This window comes from Nocardia sp. IBHARD005 (assembly GCF_052814245.1).
Genome location: NZ_CP199935.1, coordinates 5,124,415 through 5,143,498, shown reverse-complemented (window position 1 = coordinate 5,143,498; position 19,084 = coordinate 5,124,415). Strand labels below are relative to the sequence as shown.

Annotated in this window: 20 protein-coding genes; 10 read left to right on the top strand and 10 right to left on the bottom strand. The window is 68.5% G+C overall.

Features of this window, described 5'->3' with window-relative positions:
* The first annotated feature begins 8 nt into the window (after positions 1–8).
* Entirely contained in the window at positions 9–707 is a 699-nt protein-coding gene (locus ACTWPB_RS24210; protein ID WP_446222837.1) for a hypothetical protein, read from the top strand.
* Between the two features lie 186 nt (positions 708–893).
* Here ACTWPB_RS24210 and ACTWPB_RS24205 read toward each other — a convergent pair whose 3' ends face one another.
* The 4 genes from ACTWPB_RS24205 to ACTWPB_RS24190 form a co-directional block, all read right to left on the bottom strand.
* Complete coding sequence (locus tag ACTWPB_RS24205; RefSeq protein WP_446222836.1) at positions 894–1,931, bottom strand: alpha/beta hydrolase; 1,038 nt, start codon at positions 1,929–1,931, stop codon at positions 894–896.
* A 165-nt stretch (positions 1,932–2,096) separates the two neighbouring features.
* A complete protein-coding gene (locus tag ACTWPB_RS24200; protein WP_446222835.1) occupies positions 2,097–2,609 on the bottom strand; it encodes a pyridoxamine 5'-phosphate oxidase family protein in 513 nt (170 codons plus the stop codon).
* Positions 2,606–2,818, bottom strand: coding sequence for a hypothetical protein (locus ACTWPB_RS24195; protein ID WP_446222834.1), 213 nt, complete (start codon positions 2,816–2,818; stop codon positions 2,606–2,608). Before ACTWPB_RS24195 ends, ACTWPB_RS24200 begins: the two co-directional genes overlap by 4 nt.
* A gap of 34 nt (positions 2,819–2,852) precedes the next feature.
* Complete coding sequence (locus tag ACTWPB_RS24190) at positions 2,853–6,077, bottom strand: BTAD domain-containing putative transcriptional regulator (protein WP_446222833.1); 3,225 nt, start codon at positions 6,075–6,077, stop codon at positions 2,853–2,855.
* A 205-nt stretch (positions 6,078–6,282) separates the two neighbouring features.
* On the opposite strand from ACTWPB_RS24190, the gene ACTWPB_RS24185 reads away from it, so the two are divergent.
* Positions 6,283–7,860 (top strand): MFS transporter, encoded by a 1,578-nt coding sequence (locus ACTWPB_RS24185; protein ID WP_446222832.1) that lies wholly within the window; start codon positions 6,283–6,285, stop codon positions 7,858–7,860.
* Positions 7,861–7,927: 67 nt separating this feature from the next.
* Here the strand turns inward: ACTWPB_RS24185 and ACTWPB_RS24180 are convergent, their stop codons facing one another.
* Positions 7,928–8,101, bottom strand: coding sequence for a hypothetical protein (locus ACTWPB_RS24180; RefSeq protein WP_446222831.1), 174 nt, complete (start codon positions 8,099–8,101; stop codon positions 7,928–7,930).
* A 131-nt stretch (positions 8,102–8,232) separates the two neighbouring features.
* The gene (locus tag ACTWPB_RS24175) at positions 8,233–8,745 is read right to left on the bottom strand and encodes a L,D-transpeptidase (RefSeq protein WP_446222830.1); all 513 of its coding nucleotides are present in this window, start codon (positions 8,743–8,745) and stop codon (positions 8,233–8,235) included.
* Positions 8,746–9,165: 420 nt separating this feature from the next.
* Here ACTWPB_RS24175 and ACTWPB_RS24170 point away from each other — a divergent pair, with 420 nt between their 5' ends.
* Positions 9,166–9,573 carry a PaaI family thioesterase gene (locus tag ACTWPB_RS24170; protein WP_446226463.1) on the top strand — a complete coding sequence of 136 codons (408 nt, stop codon included), beginning with the start codon at positions 9,166–9,168 and terminating at the stop codon, positions 9,571–9,573.
* 95 nt (positions 9,574–9,668) lie between these two features.
* Here the strand turns inward: ACTWPB_RS24170 and ACTWPB_RS24165 are convergent, their stop codons facing one another.
* Positions 9,669–10,241, bottom strand: a complete 573-nt coding sequence (locus tag ACTWPB_RS24165; protein WP_446222829.1) for an exonuclease domain-containing protein — start codon at positions 10,239–10,241, stop codon at positions 9,669–9,671.
* Positions 10,242–10,540: 299 nt separating this feature from the next.
* Here ACTWPB_RS24165 and ACTWPB_RS24160 point away from each other — a divergent pair, with 299 nt between their 5' ends.
* The 7 genes from ACTWPB_RS24160 to ACTWPB_RS24130 all read left to right on the top strand — a co-directional run bounded on the left by ACTWPB_RS24160 (position 10,541) and on the right by ACTWPB_RS24130 (position 15,720).
* Positions 10,541–10,843, top strand: a complete 303-nt coding sequence (locus ACTWPB_RS24160; protein ID WP_056810177.1) for an urease subunit gamma — start codon at positions 10,541–10,543, stop codon at positions 10,841–10,843.
* 9 nt (positions 10,844–10,852) lie between these two features.
* Positions 10,853–11,164, top strand: coding sequence for an urease subunit beta (locus ACTWPB_RS24155; protein WP_446222828.1), 312 nt, complete (start codon positions 10,853–10,855; stop codon positions 11,162–11,164).
* Between the two features lie 30 nt (positions 11,165–11,194).
* Positions 11,195–12,916 (top strand): urease subunit alpha, encoded by a 1,722-nt coding sequence (locus ACTWPB_RS24150; RefSeq protein WP_446222827.1) that lies wholly within the window; start codon positions 11,195–11,197, stop codon positions 12,914–12,916.
* A gap of 101 nt (positions 12,917–13,017) precedes the next feature.
* Positions 13,018–13,563 carry a YbaB/EbfC family nucleoid-associated protein gene (locus ACTWPB_RS24145; RefSeq protein WP_446222826.1) on the top strand — a complete coding sequence of 182 codons (546 nt, stop codon included), beginning with the start codon at positions 13,018–13,020 and terminating at the stop codon, positions 13,561–13,563.
* Positions 13,564–13,672: 109 nt separating this feature from the next.
* Positions 13,673–14,002 carry a type VII secretion target gene (locus ACTWPB_RS24140; protein ID WP_446222825.1) on the top strand — a complete coding sequence of 110 codons (330 nt, stop codon included), beginning with the start codon at positions 13,673–13,675 and terminating at the stop codon, positions 14,000–14,002.
* A gap of 2 nt (positions 14,003–14,004) precedes the next feature.
* Positions 14,005–15,000 carry a hypothetical protein gene (locus ACTWPB_RS24135; RefSeq protein ID WP_446222824.1) on the top strand — a complete coding sequence of 332 codons (996 nt, stop codon included), beginning with the start codon at positions 14,005–14,007 and terminating at the stop codon, positions 14,998–15,000.
* A gap of 48 nt (positions 15,001–15,048) precedes the next feature.
* Positions 15,049–15,720: an O-methyltransferase gene (locus ACTWPB_RS24130; protein ID WP_446222823.1), complete on the top strand. Its 672-nt coding sequence runs from the start codon at positions 15,049–15,051 to the stop codon at positions 15,718–15,720.
* 380 nt (positions 15,721–16,100) lie between these two features.
* Here the strand turns inward: ACTWPB_RS24130 and ACTWPB_RS24125 are convergent, their stop codons facing one another.
* From ACTWPB_RS24125 to ACTWPB_RS24115, 3 genes are all read right to left on the bottom strand, one after another.
* A complete protein-coding gene (locus tag ACTWPB_RS24125; protein ID WP_446222822.1) occupies positions 16,101–17,324 on the bottom strand; it encodes a cytochrome P450 family protein in 1,224 nt (407 codons plus the stop codon).
* A 136-nt stretch (positions 17,325–17,460) separates the two neighbouring features.
* Positions 17,461–17,778 (bottom strand): alpha/beta fold hydrolase, encoded by a 318-nt coding sequence (locus ACTWPB_RS24120; RefSeq protein ID WP_446222821.1) that lies wholly within the window; start codon positions 17,776–17,778, stop codon positions 17,461–17,463.
* Positions 17,779–17,912: 134 nt separating this feature from the next.
* Positions 17,913–18,899: a zinc-binding dehydrogenase gene (locus ACTWPB_RS24115; RefSeq protein ID WP_446222820.1), complete on the bottom strand. Its 987-nt coding sequence runs from the start codon at positions 18,897–18,899 to the stop codon at positions 17,913–17,915.
* Positions 18,900–19,084 lie beyond the last annotated feature (185 nt).

The following is a 19,084-nucleotide window of genomic DNA, read 5'->3' as shown; positions in this document are numbered from 1 at the left end:
GAGGTTCGATGTCCGAGCCCGTCACCACCGCCACTTCCCGCACCACCGCCGCGTTCGACCGCGCCTGTGCCAGGTTGCAATCGCTGCAACCCGAGCATCCGCGCGTGTATGCCGTCGCGGCGATGAGCGGGCAGGGCAAACGGCGATGGTGGCATGTGCCCAACGGGCTGTCCGAGGGCCGCGTCGAACTGATGTACCGACGCCACGCCGCGGAAATGATCAACGACGAGATCGCCGCCGAAGTGGTTGCCACCGCGCTCATCCACGCCGTAGCGGGCCGGGTCACCGCACTGTTCGTCATGGACGCGCAGGCCTGGGATCCCGGCCGTGACAACCTGTGGATCCACCACGACAACGACGGCGGCATCGACTGGGCCGGGCTGACCGACACGACGATTCGCGTCGTCGACTCCGACCCCGAACCCGGCGCAGTCGCCTTCCCGTGCGAGGCCGCCATGGCGATCTGGCTCGCCCAACGCTGCGCCTCCTCGCTGATCCCGTTGCAATCGGTCCTCACTCGCTGCTCCGGCCTGCCCGCTCGCCGTTTCTGGACCCTCGTCGGTGAATCCATCATCGGTGCGGCGACCTACGTCCCCGACCTGGCCCGCGCCGACATCGCCGCGGGCGCGCGCCGCGGCCAACTCCTGCTCGGAGCTTTCGAGGAACGCGGCCTGCCGGTCCGCCGCAGCAGCTGCCTGCAACGCTAGCGAGGACGTCGATGCTCCGGCGCCGGTAGGTGCCGGATTTTCGAGGGCGTGCAGGGCGACGGCGAGTTCGCGCAACGACGGCGGCCGTGCGTACCGCGGTGGTCAGCGGCCGTGCCCTGTCCAGCTGGACCGCAGGCGCGGATCGCGTGCCGAACAGGCGCTGGGTGCCCACCCGGAGTTCGGCGCTCAGAGGCCAAGGGCTGTCGCCATCATCGGCCAGGAGGCGTGGAGGTCGTCCTCCCAGTAGCCCCAGGAATGGGTGCCGGTCGGGCGGATGTTGTAGGTGATATTCGTGCGGCCGAGTTCTCGGGTCCGCTGCGCCAAACTCGCCGTGCAATACGCCGTCGCGGCTTCGATGCCGCCACCGACGAGCATTTGATTCGTCAAAATCGACGTCGGATTCTTTCCGTTGATATGCACGCGCGGATTCGACAGAGTGTCGTGCGGCCCCGGCAATCCGGTGCCCGCGGAAATATAGATCGGGATATTCGGCAAACGATGAGCTTGCACGTAGGGATCGTGCTCGCGCCAGGCGGCGTCGGTCACCGGACCCCACATGTTCTCGGTGTTCCCGCCGCCCATCCGCACGACGAGGGAGACGAAGGCGCGGCCGATCGGATCACTGGTCATCGCGCAGCCGCTGTACGCGGAGACGCTGCGGTACAGCTCAGGCGCCTGGATCGCGAGATCGAGGACCGAGGTTCCCGCCATCGAGATGCCTGCCAGCGAGTTGACGCCGTTCGTGCCGAAGGCCGCGTCGATCACCGGCGGCAGCTCCTGGGTGAGGAACGTCGTCCACATGTTGTTGCCATTGTTCTCGAGGTTCTTCGCCAGGCCCGGATCAGGTCGCTGCCAGTCGGTGTAGTAACTGAACGCGCCTTCCATGGGGACGACGACATTGACATGCTTGTCGGCGAAGAACCCGCCGGCATCGGTCTGACCCGGCCAGTTGGCCGAATCCTCGCCGCCGCCCGCGCCGTTGAGCAGATACAGCGTCGGTGCCGGGACCGAGGTGTCGGCCGGCCGCAGCACCCGCAGCGCGATCGTGCGATCCATGGCGGGGGAGTAGACGCTGATATCGGCGACCTGGGCGGACTGTGTCCGGCTCACCAGGCGCGCGCCGGGCGCGGCCGATGCAGGCGCACCGCCGACGAAGACGGGCGTCGCGGCGACTGCCATGACACAGACTGCCGACATGACGGCGCGGAGCATTTCGTTCTTCATGGTGTTGCGAGCCTGCTGACTTCTCGGGCGGGAACGGGGGCCGACCACATTGTGGCCGACCCCCGAACCGCGCTGACTACGTTCGCCAGGATTACTTGCCCGGGGTGGGTGTGCCGCCGCTCAGGCTTCCCGCGCCGGTATGCATCCCGTTCGCCGCCGAATCTGTCAATCCCCCTGGAGTCGGCCGCGCCAGATGCGGGCCGGAATTCCGCTGACCAGGTCCCGGCGTCGCAGCACCTGGATCCGCCAGGGGTCGAGGCGAAGCACCTGGAAGGCGGGGTCGTCGGGTCCCTGCCAGAACTGCCCGGGGTCGTAGCCCGCGCCGGGCGGGCTGCCGTGCCGGTACAGGTCCCAGACGTGTGCGCGCTCGGCGGGATCATCGGTCCATTCGGCGACCGTATCGACGGCGACCGTGTTCTGCGCCGGGCTCCAATAGGAGAACGTCACGTGCGGATTTCCCGCGATATGGGCGGCCTTCACCGGAGTGCGGTAGGTCCCGAGCCAGCCGGCCGGGTGGTCGGTATCGGTTTCCCAGACCGGAATCAGGACGCGCGAGCGTGGGCGGCCCTCGGCGTCGACGGTGGTCATGGTCGCGTAGTTGATGGCGCCGACGATGGCGTCGAAGTCGGGTTTGATATCGGCGAAGGTGCGGACGTAGGCGCGCGTGCGGTTACTCACTGCTGCTCCTCGACGCGTTCGAGCACCACAACCGGAATCGGGTGCGCGGCCAGGCGGGCGTAGTGCCGGTAGGTTCGCCGGCCGATGGTGGTGAGAACGAGGTTGGTGGTGCCGCCTTCGAGGAAGCCGTCACGCCCGTCGGTGGCGAGGTAGCGGCGAACATGGTCGGTCACCGAGCGGTCGGGGCTGTCGGTCACGGTGTGCGTCATGGGTTCACCGTGCACCGGTGGACTTCGGACGGACTCAGGATCGACTTCGGGCGTGCTCCGTGCGCAGCGTGTGGGGGTCGGCGGCCCGGCCGGCGTCGAGTTCGGTGGTGAGCCGGTCGGCGCCGATGTCGGCGACGATACGCGCTTCGATCCGGTCGACATCCCCGCGTTCGGCCTCGGGCAGCGGAGCGCCGGTCGACCGGCGGAGGGTGTCGGCGGCGCCGAGTAGCCGAGCCGCGTGCGCGGAATACCCGGCGAGCGAACGCGCGCCGGCGAGTCCTTCCAGAGCGAGCGCGTGGGCACGGGGATCGCCGGTGCGCAGGGCGCAGTCGAGTCCGCGCAGGTGCCGGTGTTCGGCTTCGTCGACATCACCGGCGAGTTCGGCGGTGAAGCCCAGTTCGGCGAGGATCAGGGCGGCGCCGAAATGCGATCCGGACCGCAGATGCCAGTCCAGCCAGCTGCCGAGGTACTCGCGGGCCGCGGCCAGATCGCCGCGGCGCCGGGCGACCAGGCCGAGCCCGAGTACCGCGGATTCTTCGCCGACGAGGTGCCCCTGATCGACCGCCACCCGACGGGCCCGCTCGTGGAGCTCGGCGCTGCGGTCGAGCTCACCGCGCAGCAAGGCGATGCGGCCGAGCGAGGTGAGCCGCTCGCCGACTTCGGTCCACAGCCCGAGTTCTTCGGCGGTGGCCAGCGCGCCGCGGTGATAGTCGCGGGCGGCATCGAGGTCGCCGGTCACCTCGGCATGGCTGCCGAGCAGGAAGCCCGCGATGGCCTGGCCCCAGCGATCACCTACCCGCGCGAACAGATCCCGGCTGCGTTCGGCGTGCTCGCACAGGCCTGCCAGGTCGCCGCGGGCGAACGCGTCGCGCGCCAGTGATACCGAGGCCGCCGCGATACCCCAGTCATCGGCATTGTCGGCGAAGGCATTTCGCAGGTCGGCCGCGTCGTCCATCCCCTGCTGGGCGGCGAATCCGGCGTACACGTGCGCGAGATACCAGCGGGCGCGCAGCTCCGCCGGTGCGGGTCGCGCGGTGACGGCGGGCAGTGTGTCGACGGTGCGGCCGGCACCGATTTCGAGCGCGGCGCGCCACAGCAGCGCTATCCGGCGCGCGGCGGCATCGGTCTCGCCGGGCACCGCGAGGGCGGTGCCAACCGACCGGATGCCCTCGGCGAGGCGTCCCCGCATCACCCAATACCAGGCGAGCGCGTTGACCAATCGCAGCGCGTCCGCGGATCTGCCCGCGGCACGGGCAGTTTCGAGTGCCCGGCGCAGATCGGCGGATTCGGTGTCGAGCCGAGACAGCCAGCGGCGCTGGTCACCGGTGCGAAGGTGCTGGTCGGCACGTTCGGCGAACGCGAGGTAGTAGGCGAGATGCCGCAGCCGCGTGCCGGATTCCTCGCCGCTGTCGCGCAGCCGGTCCACGCCGTAGGCGGCGATCGATTTCAGCAGGCGATAGCGCGGGCGAACATCGGCGGCCGGCGTGATGATCAGGGAACGATCGACCAGGCGGGCCAGCAACTGCGCGACCTCGGAACCCGCGATGGCGCCACCCGCGCAGACCGCCTCGGCCGATTCCAGTGTGCCGCCGTCGGCATGGGCCGAAAGCCGCCGCAGCACAGCACGTTCGGGCTCGTCGAGGAGTTCCCAGCTCCAATCGATCACCGCACGCAGGGTGCGCTGCCGATCCGGTGCGTCCCGATAGCCGGACGACAGCAGTGTGAAACGGTCCTCGATCCGTTCGGCGAGGGTGTGTACGCCGAGTGCGCGGACCCGGGTCGCCGCCAGTTCCAGGGCCAGCGGCAGGCCGTCGAGACGGGTGACGATGGTCGCGATCGCGGCGGCATTGTCGACGGTGACGGTGAAGCCGGGTGCGCTCGAGCGGGCACGCTCAACGAAAAGCAGTGCGGCAGAGGAAGTGTCCGCCCCTCCGGTATCGCCCGTGGCGGGCACGGCCAACGGTGCCACGTGCCAGATGAATTCGCCCGCGATGTTCAGGGGCACCTGACTGGTGACCAGTACTCGGAGGTCGGGGGCGGCGGCCAGCAGCCGCGACACGAGCGTGGCGGCGGCGTCGGCGACGTGCTCACCGTTGTCCAGCACGAGCAGCAATTGCTTGCCGCGCACCGCGTCGGCCAGATGGGCGAGCTGAGTTCCGTTGTCGGGCACCGGGAACGGGCTCGAACCCGCGAAATCGTCACGGACATCGAAGGCTGCCGTCACGACCTCGGTGAGTGTTGTCAACGCGCTGTCCGGATCGGCACCCAGGCACAGCCCGGCGAGCTCGACGAACAAGACGCCCTCACGCGCGCAATGCCCGGCCGCGGTGGCCAACGCGAGGCGGGTCTTCCCGACTCCGCCTGGGCCGGTGAGGGTCACCAGCCGTTCGGCACGGATCAGCGCGTCGATCGCGGCGAGGTCGTCTTCGCGCCCGATGAGCGAGGTCGCGGGCACGGGCAGGGCGGGGCGCGGTGTCACGGGTGCGGTGGGTGCGGGCCGAACCGGCGCGCCGAGGGCCGGATCTTGTTCCAGCACAGCACGATGCAGGGCGGCGAGCTCGGGACTCGGGTCGAGACCGAGTTCCTCGGCGAGGTGTTCGCGCAGACGCCGATAGGAATCCAGGGCCTCGCCGTGTCGCCCCGACCGGTACAGCGCCAGCATGTGGGCCGCGCGCAGCCGCTCGCGCAGCGGATGTAGTGCGGTGAGCTCACCGAGTTCGTCGGCGACCCGATCGTGTTCGCCGAGGGTGATCCGGGCCTGCGCGAGTTCCTCGACGGCCGTGAGTCGCTGTTCCTCGAGGCGCAGCACCGGAATTCGCGCGAAGTCGTGATCGGCGAGGTCGGCCAGGACCTCGCCGCGCCACAGCGCGAGCGCTTCCGCGAGAAGTATTGCCCGGGCGGCAGTCTCGTCGGTCGCGCGCGCCTGATGGAGCAGCTGCCCGAACACCTGGGAGTCCACCGCGGCCGCGGCGACCTCGAGGACGTAGCCGGGGGAGCGCGACACCAGCAACTCCCGCCCGCCCGCTTCGGCGTCGCCGAGAACCCGGCGCAATTGCGAGGCCCGAGTCTGCAACGAACCTGCCGGGTTGGCCGGCAACGCCGTACCCCACAGATCCTCGACGAGTCGGTCGGCGGGCACGATCCGACCCGGTTCGGCCAAGAGCGCGCCGAGCAGAACGCGCACCTTGAGTTCTGGAACCCGGACGGCTTGTCCATCGTCGGTCCAGACCGCCAACGGACCGAGCACTCCGAAACGCATGTCACCCACCCTAAACGGCCCGGGTATGAGTGCGGCGACGCGCGGTGGCCTGCACCGGCGGGCTGCGCTTCGCCTAGCGCGGTGCCGGACGTCGATGCCCCGGCGACGGCGGCTCGAGGCCGTCTGGAGTCGACCCGAAGGGTTCCCGAAGTGCGGCCCGGCACTGTCGGTCCCAGTTCGAATCGTCCTCGAAGGGAAACTCCTGATGTCCGAGTTCACCGATATCCCCGAGCGGGCAGGTACCCGCCAATGGCTGGGACTTGCGGTACTGCTCCTGCCGACCGTGCTGCTGTTCCTCAGCATGACCGTGCTGTTCCTGGCCACCCCCTACATCGCGGCGGACCTGTCGCCCAGCAGCGGCCAGCTGTTGTGGATCAACGACATCTACGGGTTCGTGATGGCGGGGTTCCTTGTCACCATGGGCACCCTCGGTGACCGGCTCGGCCGTCGCAGGCTGCTGCTGGCCGGTGCCGCGCTGTTCGGCATCGCCTCGGTCCTGGCCGCGTTCGCGCCCGGCCCCGACCTGCTGATCGGGGCGCGTGCGCTGATGGGTCTCGGCGCGGCCGCCGTCATGCCCGCCACGTTGTCGCTGATCACGACAATGTTCCGCGACGACCGCCAGCGCGCCACCGCCATCGGTCTGTGGGCGGCCTCGGTGTCGGCCGGTGTGGCACTGGGCCCACTGCTGGGCGGGCTCCTGCTCGACTCGCTGTGGTGGGGTGCGTCCATGCTGATCGGCGTGCCGGTGATGGCGCTCGTCGTGTTCGCGGTGCCGGTGCTGATTCCGGAACACCGTGCGCCCCAGGCGGGTCGGCTCGACCCGATCAGCGTCGCGCTGTCGCTGGCCGCGCTGCTGCCGTTCGTCTACGGCGTGAAGAAGCTGGCCGAGACCGGGTTCACCGCCGAATCGGTGCTCACCCTGCTCGCCGGCGTGGTCTTCGCGGTGGTCTTCGTGCGCAGGCAGCTGCGACTGTCCGACCCGTTGCTCGATGTGCGCCTGTTCGCGAACCGGACCTTCAGCGGCTCGCTCGGTGTGTACATGCTCGCCGCGATCGCCCTTGGCGGGGTGTACCTGCTGTTCACCCAGTACCTGCAGCTGGTCGCCGCCCAGTCGCCGCTGCAGGCCGGACTGTGGATCCTGCCCGCCGCCGTCGGCCTGGTGATCGTCTCCACCGTCACCCCCGCCCTCGCCCGCCGAATCCGTCCCGCCTACCTCATCGCCGCAGGTCTGGCCGTGTCGGCCGTCGGCTACCTGGTGCTCACCCAGGTCGGTAGCGTCGCCGGGCTGCCCCTGCTCATTGTCGGCTTCTACATTCTCTACCCGGGTATCGCCCCGGCGATGGCGCTGATCCCGGGCCTCGTCATCGGCGCCGCCCCCGCGGAGAAGGCAGGCGCGGCCTCGGCCGTGAACAGCACCGCCAGCGACCTGGGCGTGGCATTGGGTGTGGCTCTGCTCGGCAGTGTGGGCGCCGCCATCTACCGCGCCGACATGTCCGGCGCCGACGGTGCCGCCGCGGAAACCCTTGCGGGAGCGCTGAGTTCCGCCGAATCGCTGCCCGCCGACCTCGCCGACACGGTCATTGTCGCGGCTCGTGAAGCGTTCACCAGCGGCCTGAACGCCGCCGCGTGGACTGCTGCGGTGCTCTCGGCCGCGGGTGCGGTCTTGGCGGTGGCGTTGCTGCGCCGGATCCCGGCCGGTGCGACCTCCGTTCCGGAAACCGAAGAGACAACGGAGGTCTCGGCGGCCGGAGGTGACACCGAGCGAACCACCGTCGGTGTCTGACCGTCGGGGGATCCCGCCGGCCTTCGCGATCCGCGGCACCGGTTCACCGGTGCTGCGGATCGCTGTACTACCTGGGCCCGATGACGTAGCCGCGGGCCACCCACCCCACCCCGGCGCGGAACTCGACCACTACGTCGACGTCCACCCCACCGCCCGCGGCCGCCGAGACACCGCGGCCTTCCGCCGCCAGCTCCTTACCGACGCCGCGGGCGCGGACCACCGGGTCCGCCGATACTGGCACCTGACAACAACATTCACCGGCGCGGCCGTCACCTCCGGCGCCGCTCAACTCTGGCTCTTCGACGCCCTGACCACCTCGGTGACGCGAAAAGGGGAGGCCGATGACCGGCCTCCCCTTACTCGAATCAGAACTCAGGGAACAACTTCGACGATGTCGCCCGGTTCCAGCCACTCGTAGTGCGCCTTCGCGCCCTCCGGGGTCAATCGGATGCAGCCGTGGGACTGCTCCTCGGTGGGTCCGATGTGATAGGCGATGTCGCCGTTGAAGAACACCGCGTATTCCATGGGTGCGTTGTGCAAGGTGCTCCAGTGGAACGGCTTCTTGAACGCCACCTTGAATACTCCGGGGGGCGTTTCGTAGCCGGGACGGCCGTGTGACATCGGGCTGGGCCCGAAGGTGACATTGCCGTTGTCCATCAACCACGCGTTATTGGTCGACAGCTGCAGGCACGCACGCGCTTTCTCGCTGCACGGGGCCACCACGGGCTCCGGCGTCGGGGCGGGAATGATGGCGGGCACGCCGGGCACATCGGGCCCGCCCGGCCACAGTGGTTCGGCCTGTACGGGTGCTGCGACCGCGGCCCCGACCATCGCCGCGCACATCGCCGCCTGCACGGCCCACCGGGGAATACGACTACTACTCACGAAATCTTGCCTCTCTCGCCGCGCCCACCCCTGGTCGTCGTACGCCCAGAACATGAGCTTTCACCATCGACACAAGCCTCGGAAACATAGAGGTACAGCGATCATGGAGTATTGCGATCGTGTTGAGCAAGCCACGGGCAGCGCTACCGGCGCGTCACGTGCCGAAGCGTTGCCGCGGCTCGATCCAGGCCGCCGCGGCGCGGTCCGCCCGGAAGCTCGCACTTGACGACTTAGGTAAGCCTGACCTACTCTGAACTCGGCGTACGGATGAGCCGGTGGTCCCGAGGGCTGCGGTCGACTCCGCCATCCTGCCGCGGCGGGCTCCGTTTTCCAGACGGAGCCCGCCGCTACGTCTTCCCGGGTACAGCGCGGCATTTCGGATGGTGTAAACCGGACCATATGAGCGAAACGTCCCAGTCCATGGCTGATCTCACCCCTGAGCTGATGAACAAGGTCAGCGAAGGGACCTTCACCGACCTCATCGGCCTGCGCTACACCGAGATCACGCCCGACCGCGTGCGCGGCGAATGGGATGTCCGTCCCCAGCTGTTTCAGCCTGCGGGCATTCAGAACGGCGGCGTGTACTGCACCGTCATCGAAACTCTCGCCAGCGTCGGCGGCGGTGTCTGGTTCGGCGACCGCGGCCAGGTCGTCGGCGTCAACAACAACACCGACTTCCTGCGCGCTGTCCGCGAAGGCCTGCTCACTGCCGAGGCCACCCCCATCCACCGCGGCCGCAGCCAGCAACTCTGGGTCGTCGTCATCACCGGCGCGGACGGCCGCACCGTCGCCCGCGGCCAGGTCCGCCTGCAAAACCTCGCTGCCTGACAGGAAGGTCGGCGGCTACGCTGCATGACAGCATCTCCGGTCCGGGGTGAGTGCCACGTGGGGAGGAGAGAGCCGCGGCAGGGTAGAGCTATGCGTCAACCGACGGTAGTGACCCGCCAACCGCCACGCCCGAGCACATCGACGACCAGGGCACCGATATTCCAGGCGTCGTCGTCACCGCGGTGGTGTGTGCCTTCGAGGGGGATGTCGGCGATCTGGAGTGCGCGGTCCATGCCTGGCCGGCGGCGCAGGTCGTAGGACTCGGCGAAGACTTGTTTGGCGTTGGTGTGTGCGGGGCCGAATGGGTATTCGATACCGCCGGCGGCGCACTGGGTGCGGAACTGTTTGCGGTCGTAGTCTCCCCAACTCGCCCACGGGCGCTCGCCCGCCGCGAACTCGCTCGCCAGCAGGCGGCATGCCTCACCGAAGTCGACTCCCCTGTCGACCTGCTCCTGAGTGAGTGTGGTGAGTTCGGTGCAGAAATCGCTCACCGTGGACTGGGCCGGGCGCACGATGATCCCGTGCTTGCTGATCCTTGTTCGGGCGGCGAGATCGACGACGGTGATGCCGATTTCGATGATTTCGTTGATTTGCCCGGCCTGCGGGTCACCGGCCCAGCAGGTGGCTTCGATGTCGACCACGTTGAGCAGGCCGGTCCATGTGTTCACGGGGACGACAGTACGGGTCGGTTGTGGTTGAGCTCCAGCGATATTCGCAGGCGACGGTGCCGTATCGTGCGCTACAACCAGCGTGCCACGCCGGCCCTGGGGCGACTGACGGTGCGCGTTGCCGGTCGGTCGGACCCTGGTTGCGTTGTCGGTGGCGGTGCGCACGCGATGCCGGTCGCGATGCGCGTTGCCGCCACGACCCGGGGTCGTCCCCGGTCACGCTCGGCAGCGGTCGCCGCGCGGACGCGGGACGTGCCAGAATGTCGCTCACCGACCACCACCCGCCGAGGAGAGAACGTATGCGCCTGTCGCCGCACGAGCAGGAACGGTTGCTGCTGAGTTATGCGGCCGAGCTGGCGCGCCGGAGGCAGGCGCGTGGGTTGAAGCTGAACCATCCCGAATCGATCGCGTTGATCACCGATCATGTGCTCGAGGGGGCGCGGGACGGGCGGACCGTGGCGGAATTGATGTCCTCGGGGCGGTCGGTGCTCACCCGTGCGGACGTGATGGACGGGGTGCCCGAGATGATTCACGACGTGCAGGTCGAGGCGACGTTCCCCGATGGGACCAAGCTCGTCACCGTGCACCACCCGATCGGATAGGCGACGCACATGATTCCCGGTGAATATCTCTGTGCCGAGGGCACGATCGCGCTGAACGAGGGCGCGGTGCGCGTCGAACTCGAGGTGGTCAATACCGGTGACCGCCCCGTTCAGGTGGGCAGTCACGTGCATTTCCCGCAGTCCAACGCCGCGCTGGAGTTCGACCGCGAGGCCGCCCACGGGCACCGGCTCGATATTCCGGCAGGTACCGCTGTTCGCTTCGAACCCGGTCTGCCGCAGTGGATTTCGCTGGTCCCACTCGGTGGCACCCGTGAGGTCTACGGCATCAGCATGAACCCGCCGGGGCAGCTGGATGCCTGACCATTCGCCGCGACATCCGGGAGAGAGCCGATGACCGAACTGAGCCGCGCCCGCTACGCCGAACTGTTCGGGCCGACCACCGGCGACCGTATTCGCCTGGCCGACACCGACCTGCTCATCGAGATCACCGAAGACCGCAGTGGTGGACCGGGACTCGCCGGTGAGGAAGCGGTGTTCGGCGGCGGCAAGGTACTGCGCGAGTCGATGGGTCAGTCGCGCGCCACGCGCGCCGACGGCGCACCCGACACCGTCATCACCGGCGTTGTCATCATCGACCACTGGGGCATCATCAAGGCCGACGTCGGCATCCGCGACGGCCGCATCTGCGGCATCGGCAAGGCCGGTAATCCCGACACGATGCCGGGGGTGCACCCGAGCCTGGTCGTCGGGCCGTCGACCGAGATCATCGCGGGTAACGGCCGCATTCTCACCGCGGGCGCCATCGACTGCCACGTCCACTTCATCTGCCCGCAGCTGATGGACGAAGCACTCGGCGGCGGCATCACCACCCTCATCGGCGGCGGCACCGGCCCCGCCGAGGGTTCCAAGGCCACGACCGTGACACCGGGCTCCTGGCACCTGGCACGGATGCTGGAATCGCTCGATCACTGGCCGATGAACATCGTGCTGCTCGGCAAGGGCAACACGGTCAGCCAGGAATCGATGTGGGAGCAATTGCGCGGCGGCGCATCGGGTTTCAAGCTGCACGAGGACTGGGGTTCCACCCCCGCCGCGATCGATGCCTGCCTCACCGTCGCCGACGCGGCGGGCGTGCAGGTGGCGCTGCACTCGGACACGCTGAACGAGGCCGGTTTCGTCGAGGACACCCTCGCCGCCATCGCGGGCCGCGGCATCCACGCCTATCACACCGAGGGTGCGGGCGGCGGCCACGCGCCCGACATCATCACTGTCGCTTCACATCTGAACGTGCTGCCCAGCTCCACCAATCCCACCCGGCCGCACACCATCAACACCCTCGACGAGCACCTCGACATGCTGATGGTCTGCCATCACCTGAGCCCGTCGATCCCCGAGGACCTGGCCTTCGCCGAATCGCGGATCCGCCCGTCCACCATCGCCGCCGAAGACCTCCTGCACGACCTGGGCGCCATCTCCATGATCGGCTCGGACTCCCAAGCGATGGGCCGCATCGGCGAAGTGGTGATGCGCACCTGGCAGACCGCGCACGTGATGAAGCGCCGCCGCGGCACCCTGCCCGGCGACGGCGCGGCCGACAACGCCCGCGTGCAGCGGTATATCGCCAAATACACCATCTGCCCGGCGGTTTCGCACGGACTCGACGACGAGATCGGTTCGATCGAAGTCGGCAAACTCGCCGACCTGGTGCTCTGGGAGCCCGCGTTCTTCGGTGTCCGCCCACACGCTGTCCTCAAGGGCGGCATGATCGCCTGGGCCGCGATGGGCGACGCGAACGCCTCCATCCCCACTCCTCAGCCCGTACTCCCGCGCCCCATGTTCGGCGCCGCGGCCCCCGCCGCCGCGGCCACTTCCCTGCACTTCGTCTCCGAACAGGCCATCGACGACGGCCTCGCGAACCGATTGAACGTGCGCCGAAAGCTGGTGCCGGTCAAGAACGCTCGCCGCGTCACCAAGGCCGACATGCCCCACAACGACGCCATGCCCCGCATCGACGTCGACCCCGATACCTTCACCGTCCGCATCGACGGGGAAGTCTGGGCCGAAGAACCCGCCACCGAACTCCCGATGGCCCAGCGCTACTTCCTTTTCTGACCCACCGCCGGGTGAGCTAGGCTCGTCGCGATCCGAGCGGGGCGGGTTTCAGCCTGCCTTCCGCCGTCGAGCGCCGGTACCCGGCGGGAGGGGAACACAGCATGGACGACCTGAACAACGCCGCCACGGAGCTCTCGCGCTGGGCGGAGGACCTGGAACAGAAAGCGCAGCGCTACCAGGAGCTGCACGCCAAGATGACCGCGGTGAGCGTCACCGATACCTCGGCCGACGGCCGGATCAGTGTCACCGTGGACGCCAACGGCTCGACCACCGCGATCACCCTGGCCGCCGCGGTCCGCGGCATGGATCCCACCGCCGTGGCGACCGAGCTCATGGCCTGCACGCACCGAGCCCAGGCGCGCTTGCGAGACCAGGTCACCGGCTTGGTCCATGACACTGTCGGCACCGACGAAGCAGGCGAGGCCATCGTCGGCCAGTACAGCGACCGGTTCCACGACCTCGACCCGGCCTCGTCGGCACCCGTCCCGCCCTCGGCGCCGCCCGCCGCCCCGGCCGCCCCCGTCGCACAGTGGCCGTCGGAACCGGACGCTCCCGCCACTCGCAAACCCGACCGTGACCGGGTGGTCGCACCCGAGGAGCCGTCCGACGAGGACATGTTCTACCAGCGCAAATCCTGGTTGCAGTAGGCACCGCAACAACCCGGCACACATCCGGGGGAACCGAATGGGGTCGGGGCGCGTCCAAGGAGATCGAGAGCTGCGGACTCGACCGAGTTCGCCGGAGGAGGGATTCTGCGTGACCAGTCTGGTGAATGTGAATCTGGATGCGATCAGGTCGCAGGCCTGCTCGGTGGCCGTCGTGTCCAGCGGGGTGGCCAAGGCGCTCGAGGCGGCGAACTATCTCGCCCACGCCGACGACGGCTACGGCCTGCTCGTGAAGCCGTACGCGGTGAGCACCCTCAACGCGCTCCACGACGAGATCACCGAGACGCTGGCGCAGCTCGACACCCTCACCGCGGAGATGCCGGGCAAACTGCGCACCGCCGCCGACACCTACGAAACGTGTGACACCACGCGGGCGGGCGATCTCGCAGGCAAGACCGCCGAGATCGAAGGGAACGTCTGACGATGGCCGACGGACCCAACGCGGTGGGCAAGTTCCTCAACGAGAACACGATCCTGCCCGGCACGGTGAGCACCTTCGACGACGGCGAAGCGCCGAAGAACGACCTGCTCCAGGACGGGGTCGACTATCGCGATACGTATTACCAGGAAACCAACCCCTTCCTGAGCAACGTGGGCATTCCCGGGCTGAAGGACAAGGACGGGGAGCAGGAGGCCGACGCGGGTATCACGAAAGGCACGCTCCTCGGCGACACCTGGGAGAACGGTTACGGCCTGACCCAGGCACTGACCGGCGACGGCTCGATCATGACCAAGGTCGGCGCCATCTCCACAGCGGCGGGTACCGCAGGCGATTGGGCGTCGGCGGTGTCGACGTTCAGCAAAGCGATCAAGGGCACCTCCACGCTGGCGAAGTTCGATCCATTCAACTTCCTCGGCGCACAGCTGATGAGCTGGATGCTCGAACACGTCGAACCGGTGCGCAAATCGCTGGAATCGATCACCGGCAGCCCGGATGTGGTCCAGGCGTATTCGGATTCGTGGGCTGAGATCGCCAAGCATCTGACAGCGACCGCGGAGCAATGGGCCACCGCGCTCGACAGCGGAATCGGTGAATGGGCAGGCGCCGCCGCCGAGGCCTACGTGGCCACCGCGACAGAACTGACGGGCAAGATCGCCGAGAAGGCGGCCGTCGCCGAGGTGCTGGCGGAGTGCAACACGGCGATGAAGGGCATCGTCGAGACGGTGCGTGAGATCGTGGTCGAGATCCTCAGCAATCTCGCCGGCATGCTCGCCGAGGTGACTGCCCTGCTGATCGCGTCCGCGGGTACGGCCACCCCCGCGCTGATCGCCCGGGCGCTGTTCGACATCTCGCTGGCCACCATGACGGTTTCGCAGATGCTGATCGAACTGTCACAGGCTTTGATCGACGCGAAGACGCTGGCCCAGAGCGCGGTGAAGATCATCCAGGGCGTCACCGAGGTCGAGACCGCGAAGTAGCGGCTGCGGATGCCGGTGCCGACCCGCTCGCGGTGGCAGACTGCGACTATGACGACCAACGATTGGGCCGATGTCGACAGCTATATCGTCACCACCCTCGTGGGCGAGGAGGGCGTGCCCGCACTCAGCGCGAACGCCGACGCGGGCCTGCCCGCCATCGACGTGTCCCCACCCCAGGGCAAACTGCTGAACCTGTTGGCCCGCACCGCGAAAGCGCGCCGGGTACTCGAGATCGGCACCCTCGGCGGGTACAGCACCGAGTGGCTGGCGCGCGCGGTCGGCGACGGCGGCCTCGTCGTCACCCTCGAATTCGAACCCCGCCACGCCAAGGTCGCCCGGGAGAACCTGGACCGCGCCGGCGTGGGCGATCGCGTCGAGATCCTGGTCGGCGCGGCCCTCGACACCTTGCCCGGTGTCGCCGAGGACCTGACCGAACCGTTCGACCTGGTCTTCATCGACGCCGACAAGGTCAACAACTCCAACTACGTGCAGTGGGCGCTGCGCCTGACCCGTCCGGGCTCGGTGATCATCGTCGACAACGTGGTGCGCGCGGGCACCGTGGCCGACGAGCAGACCGAGGACCCGACCGCCAGGGCGAGCCGCGATCTGATCGAATTGCTCGCCGCCGAACCGAGTGTCGATGCGACCGTCATCCAGACAGTGGGCTCGAAAGGTTGGGACGGATTCGCCTACGCCGTGGTCAACGGTCCGAATTCCTGACCTTCTACGCCCGGCTGCGCCGACGATGCGCGGCGGCGTTGAGCCGACTCTCCCCGGATTTCGCCAACGAGCGAGCCATCGAATGCCTCGATGACTGCGAATCCGAGACCCGCGCAATAGCTATCGCCGACGTCGATCCAAGCAACGGCGAGGTCCGTGCACGATTGCTTCGGATCGCCGACGACCCGACCGAAGAGGACGACAACCGCCGAGTTGCCGCGGAGCGAATTGCTCGGCGGCGTTGAGAGTTCGCCGATACGCAGGTGATGGCCGCCTCACGCTGTTGACCTTCACGTCGAGTCAAAGTTCAGCGTCGCAGCGCTGACCTACCTTCGGTGTAGGTCAGCGCCCATGTGAAACGCGGATGTGCCGACAGTGCTTCAGCGCAGGCGGACGGGTAGTTCGAGTAGGCCCCGGATGAGGGTGCTGGTCTGCCAGTGGAGGTCGGCGGTGGGCGACAGGGTCAGGTCGGGGAAGCGGTGCAGGAGTGCGGTGAAGGCTATTTCGGCTTCTACGCAGGCCAGGGGAGCGCCTACACAGAAATGGATGCCGTGGCCGAAGGCGAGGTGGCCCGTGGTGGGGGTGTCGGTGGCCAGGGCGTCGGGGCCGGGGAAGCGGGCCGGGTCGCGGTTGGCTGCCGCGAGGGCGACGTAGACGATCTCGCCTTCGGGAATCTCGGTGCCGCCCAGGGTGATCGGCTCCGCGGTGAAGCGGGCGGTGGCCATGTCGACGGGACCGTCGAAGCGCAGGAATTCCTCGACGGCGGCGGGCACACCGGTCGGGTCGGCGCGCAGGGCCTGCCGCTGTTCGGGGTTGCGGAGCAGGGCGAGGACGCCGTTGCCGATGAGGTTCACCGTGGTCTCGTGGCCTGCCACCAGCAGCAGGAACGCCATCGAGACCAGTTCCTGATCGGTGAGCCGATCGCCTGCGTCATCGGCGAGGACCAGCTGCGACAGCAGATCCTCGGCGGGCTCGGACTGCTTGGCGCGCACCAGTTTCACGAGGTACCCGACCATCGCGGCCGACGCGGCAGGACGCTCGTCGCCCTCACCCTCACCCACCACGGTGACCAACGCCTTGGTCCAGGCTTGGAAGTCCTCGCGATCTTCGAACGGGACGCCGAGCAGCTCGCAGATCACCGTCACCGGAAGGGGATTGGCGAACTCGCTCATCAGATCGACCTCGTCGCGCTCACGCATCGCGTCCAGCAATGACTCGGTGATCTGTTCGATGCGTGGTCGCAGCACCGCGACCTGGCGGCTGGTGAAAGCCTTGTTCACGAGCTTGCGCAGCCGAGTGTGCGCGGGCGGGTCGGTGCCGAGCATATGGCTCAGGAGCGTGACGATATTCGGGTCCGTCGCGGTGGTGTCGCGCTTGCCGTGCAGGATCGCGTCGAGCTGGACGACGTCCTTACGGAATCGCGGGTCGGCGAGCGCGATCTTGGCTTCGGGATAGCCGACGACCACCCAGCGGATGACGTCGTCGGGGAAGCGAACCCGATGGACGGGACCCGCGGCGCGCCACCGGCGATAGTGCGCGTGCGGATCGTCGAAGAAGTCGGCGCCGATGGACTCGACATGGGCGGGAGCGGTGAGGTCGGCCATCGAATCGACGGTACCCGCGCCGGGCGGGATGCGCATCGATCGTGCGCAGACGGTGCGCGGAACACCCTGGGGCGAGCGCGAATTCACGATTCAGGGGTGCGCGGCTCCGTCGTCGATGTAGTCGACTCGACCGAGATCAGGAAACTGTGGAGCAGTTCGGTGACGGCCTGTGGTTGTTCGAGGGAACTCGAATGGCCGCACGCAGCTGCGCGTGGGGGATGAGCGAGGCGAGGTGGCGGGCATGCGGGAGCGGGGTAGCGGCGCCGACAATGATCTGGGTGGGGACGGTGATCGCCGGAAGCTCGTCATCGACAGCGCCACGTTCGGTGCCGCCGTGGACGGCGTCGCGCAGACCGACACGGTCGACCACGGTCAGGCGCCGCGACCACTCGCGGACAACCACCTTTCCGGTGTCGGAAGCACGGAAGGAGGGACCGAACAGGTGAGTGGCCACCTCCTCATGCGGCCAATCCTGCCCGCAGGCGCACGCGTGAACAGCCGATCGCGGAAATTTCGCCTGCTGTTGGGGGTCTGGAAAAAGTCGGCCGGGCGAGGCGAGCGGCGGTGTCACGCCGCCCGGCCGAGAGTTCAGCGAGTTCCGGCGTGCAGGACCACTTTGCCGTTGCGGCCGGGAGTTTCGGAGACCACGGCGGCCTCGGCGGCCCGATCGAGCGGGAAATCGGTCTGTACGTCGAGGCGAAGCGTGCCGTTGGCGGCGAGGGTGACGAGTTCGGTGATCAGCCGCACGTAATCGGCGCGATCGATGTCGGAACTGCGCTGCTGGCCCCAGAACCCCTTCACCACAGCCTGTTTGAAGATGACGGCGCCGGTGTCGATGATCAGCGGCTTGCCCGACAGCGCACCAAAGGAGATCAGTTCACCGCGCGGGGCGAGCAGCGCCATCAGGTCGCCCGCGGCGGGGCCGCTGACCTGGTCGACGGCGCGCACGATCGGTTCGCCACCGGTGATGTCGGCTCCCGTGGCGAGCCAGCCCACCGATTCGGTATCGAGCACCGGACCGTAGCCGAGCTGTTCCAGCGCCTGCACCGAGGACGGGCCGCGCACCAGGCTCAGCACCCGCACGCCGCGTTCCTTCGCGAACAAGTTGAGCAGGCGACCGACCGCGCCGTTGGCGGCATTCACCACGATCCACTGACCCGATGTCACCTGCAGATCATCGAGCAGCATGAGGGCGCTCAGCGGCATGGCGAGCAGTTGGCAGGCGGTCTCGTCGGACACCGAATCCGGCATCGGTACCGCTTGCGCGGCGCGGGCGACGAAGGAATCCGCCCACGCCCCACGCACGCCGGCGATCGCCACCCGCTGCCCGACCTGGAGTGTGTCGACTCCGGGCCCGACCGCGTCGACGACACCGGCGGCCTCGGTACCGGGGATCGCGGGCAGCGGGGGCCGGTAGCCGTACACGCCGCGGATGATCGCCAGATCGTGGTTGTGGATCGGCGACAGCGCCATCGCGATCCGCACCTCACCCGCCCCGGGCTCGGGGGCACGCACCTGCTGTGCGGTGAGCACGTCCTTCGGTTCGCCGAATTCGTCGATGACAACTGCCTGCATGTCCGCCTCCGTGGTGGTTGCGAGTCCCTGCCGAGCGTGATCGTGCTCCATTGTGGCACCGTGGCGGTCGTGGGTCGCTCAGGTGGTCGGGAGCCCGTCGCATGGAGGGACGCGGCTGTCAATACGCCGCAGGGCTGACCGCGAGTCGCTCTCCGGTACGGCGTGAAATCGCTCGCACGGTGGAC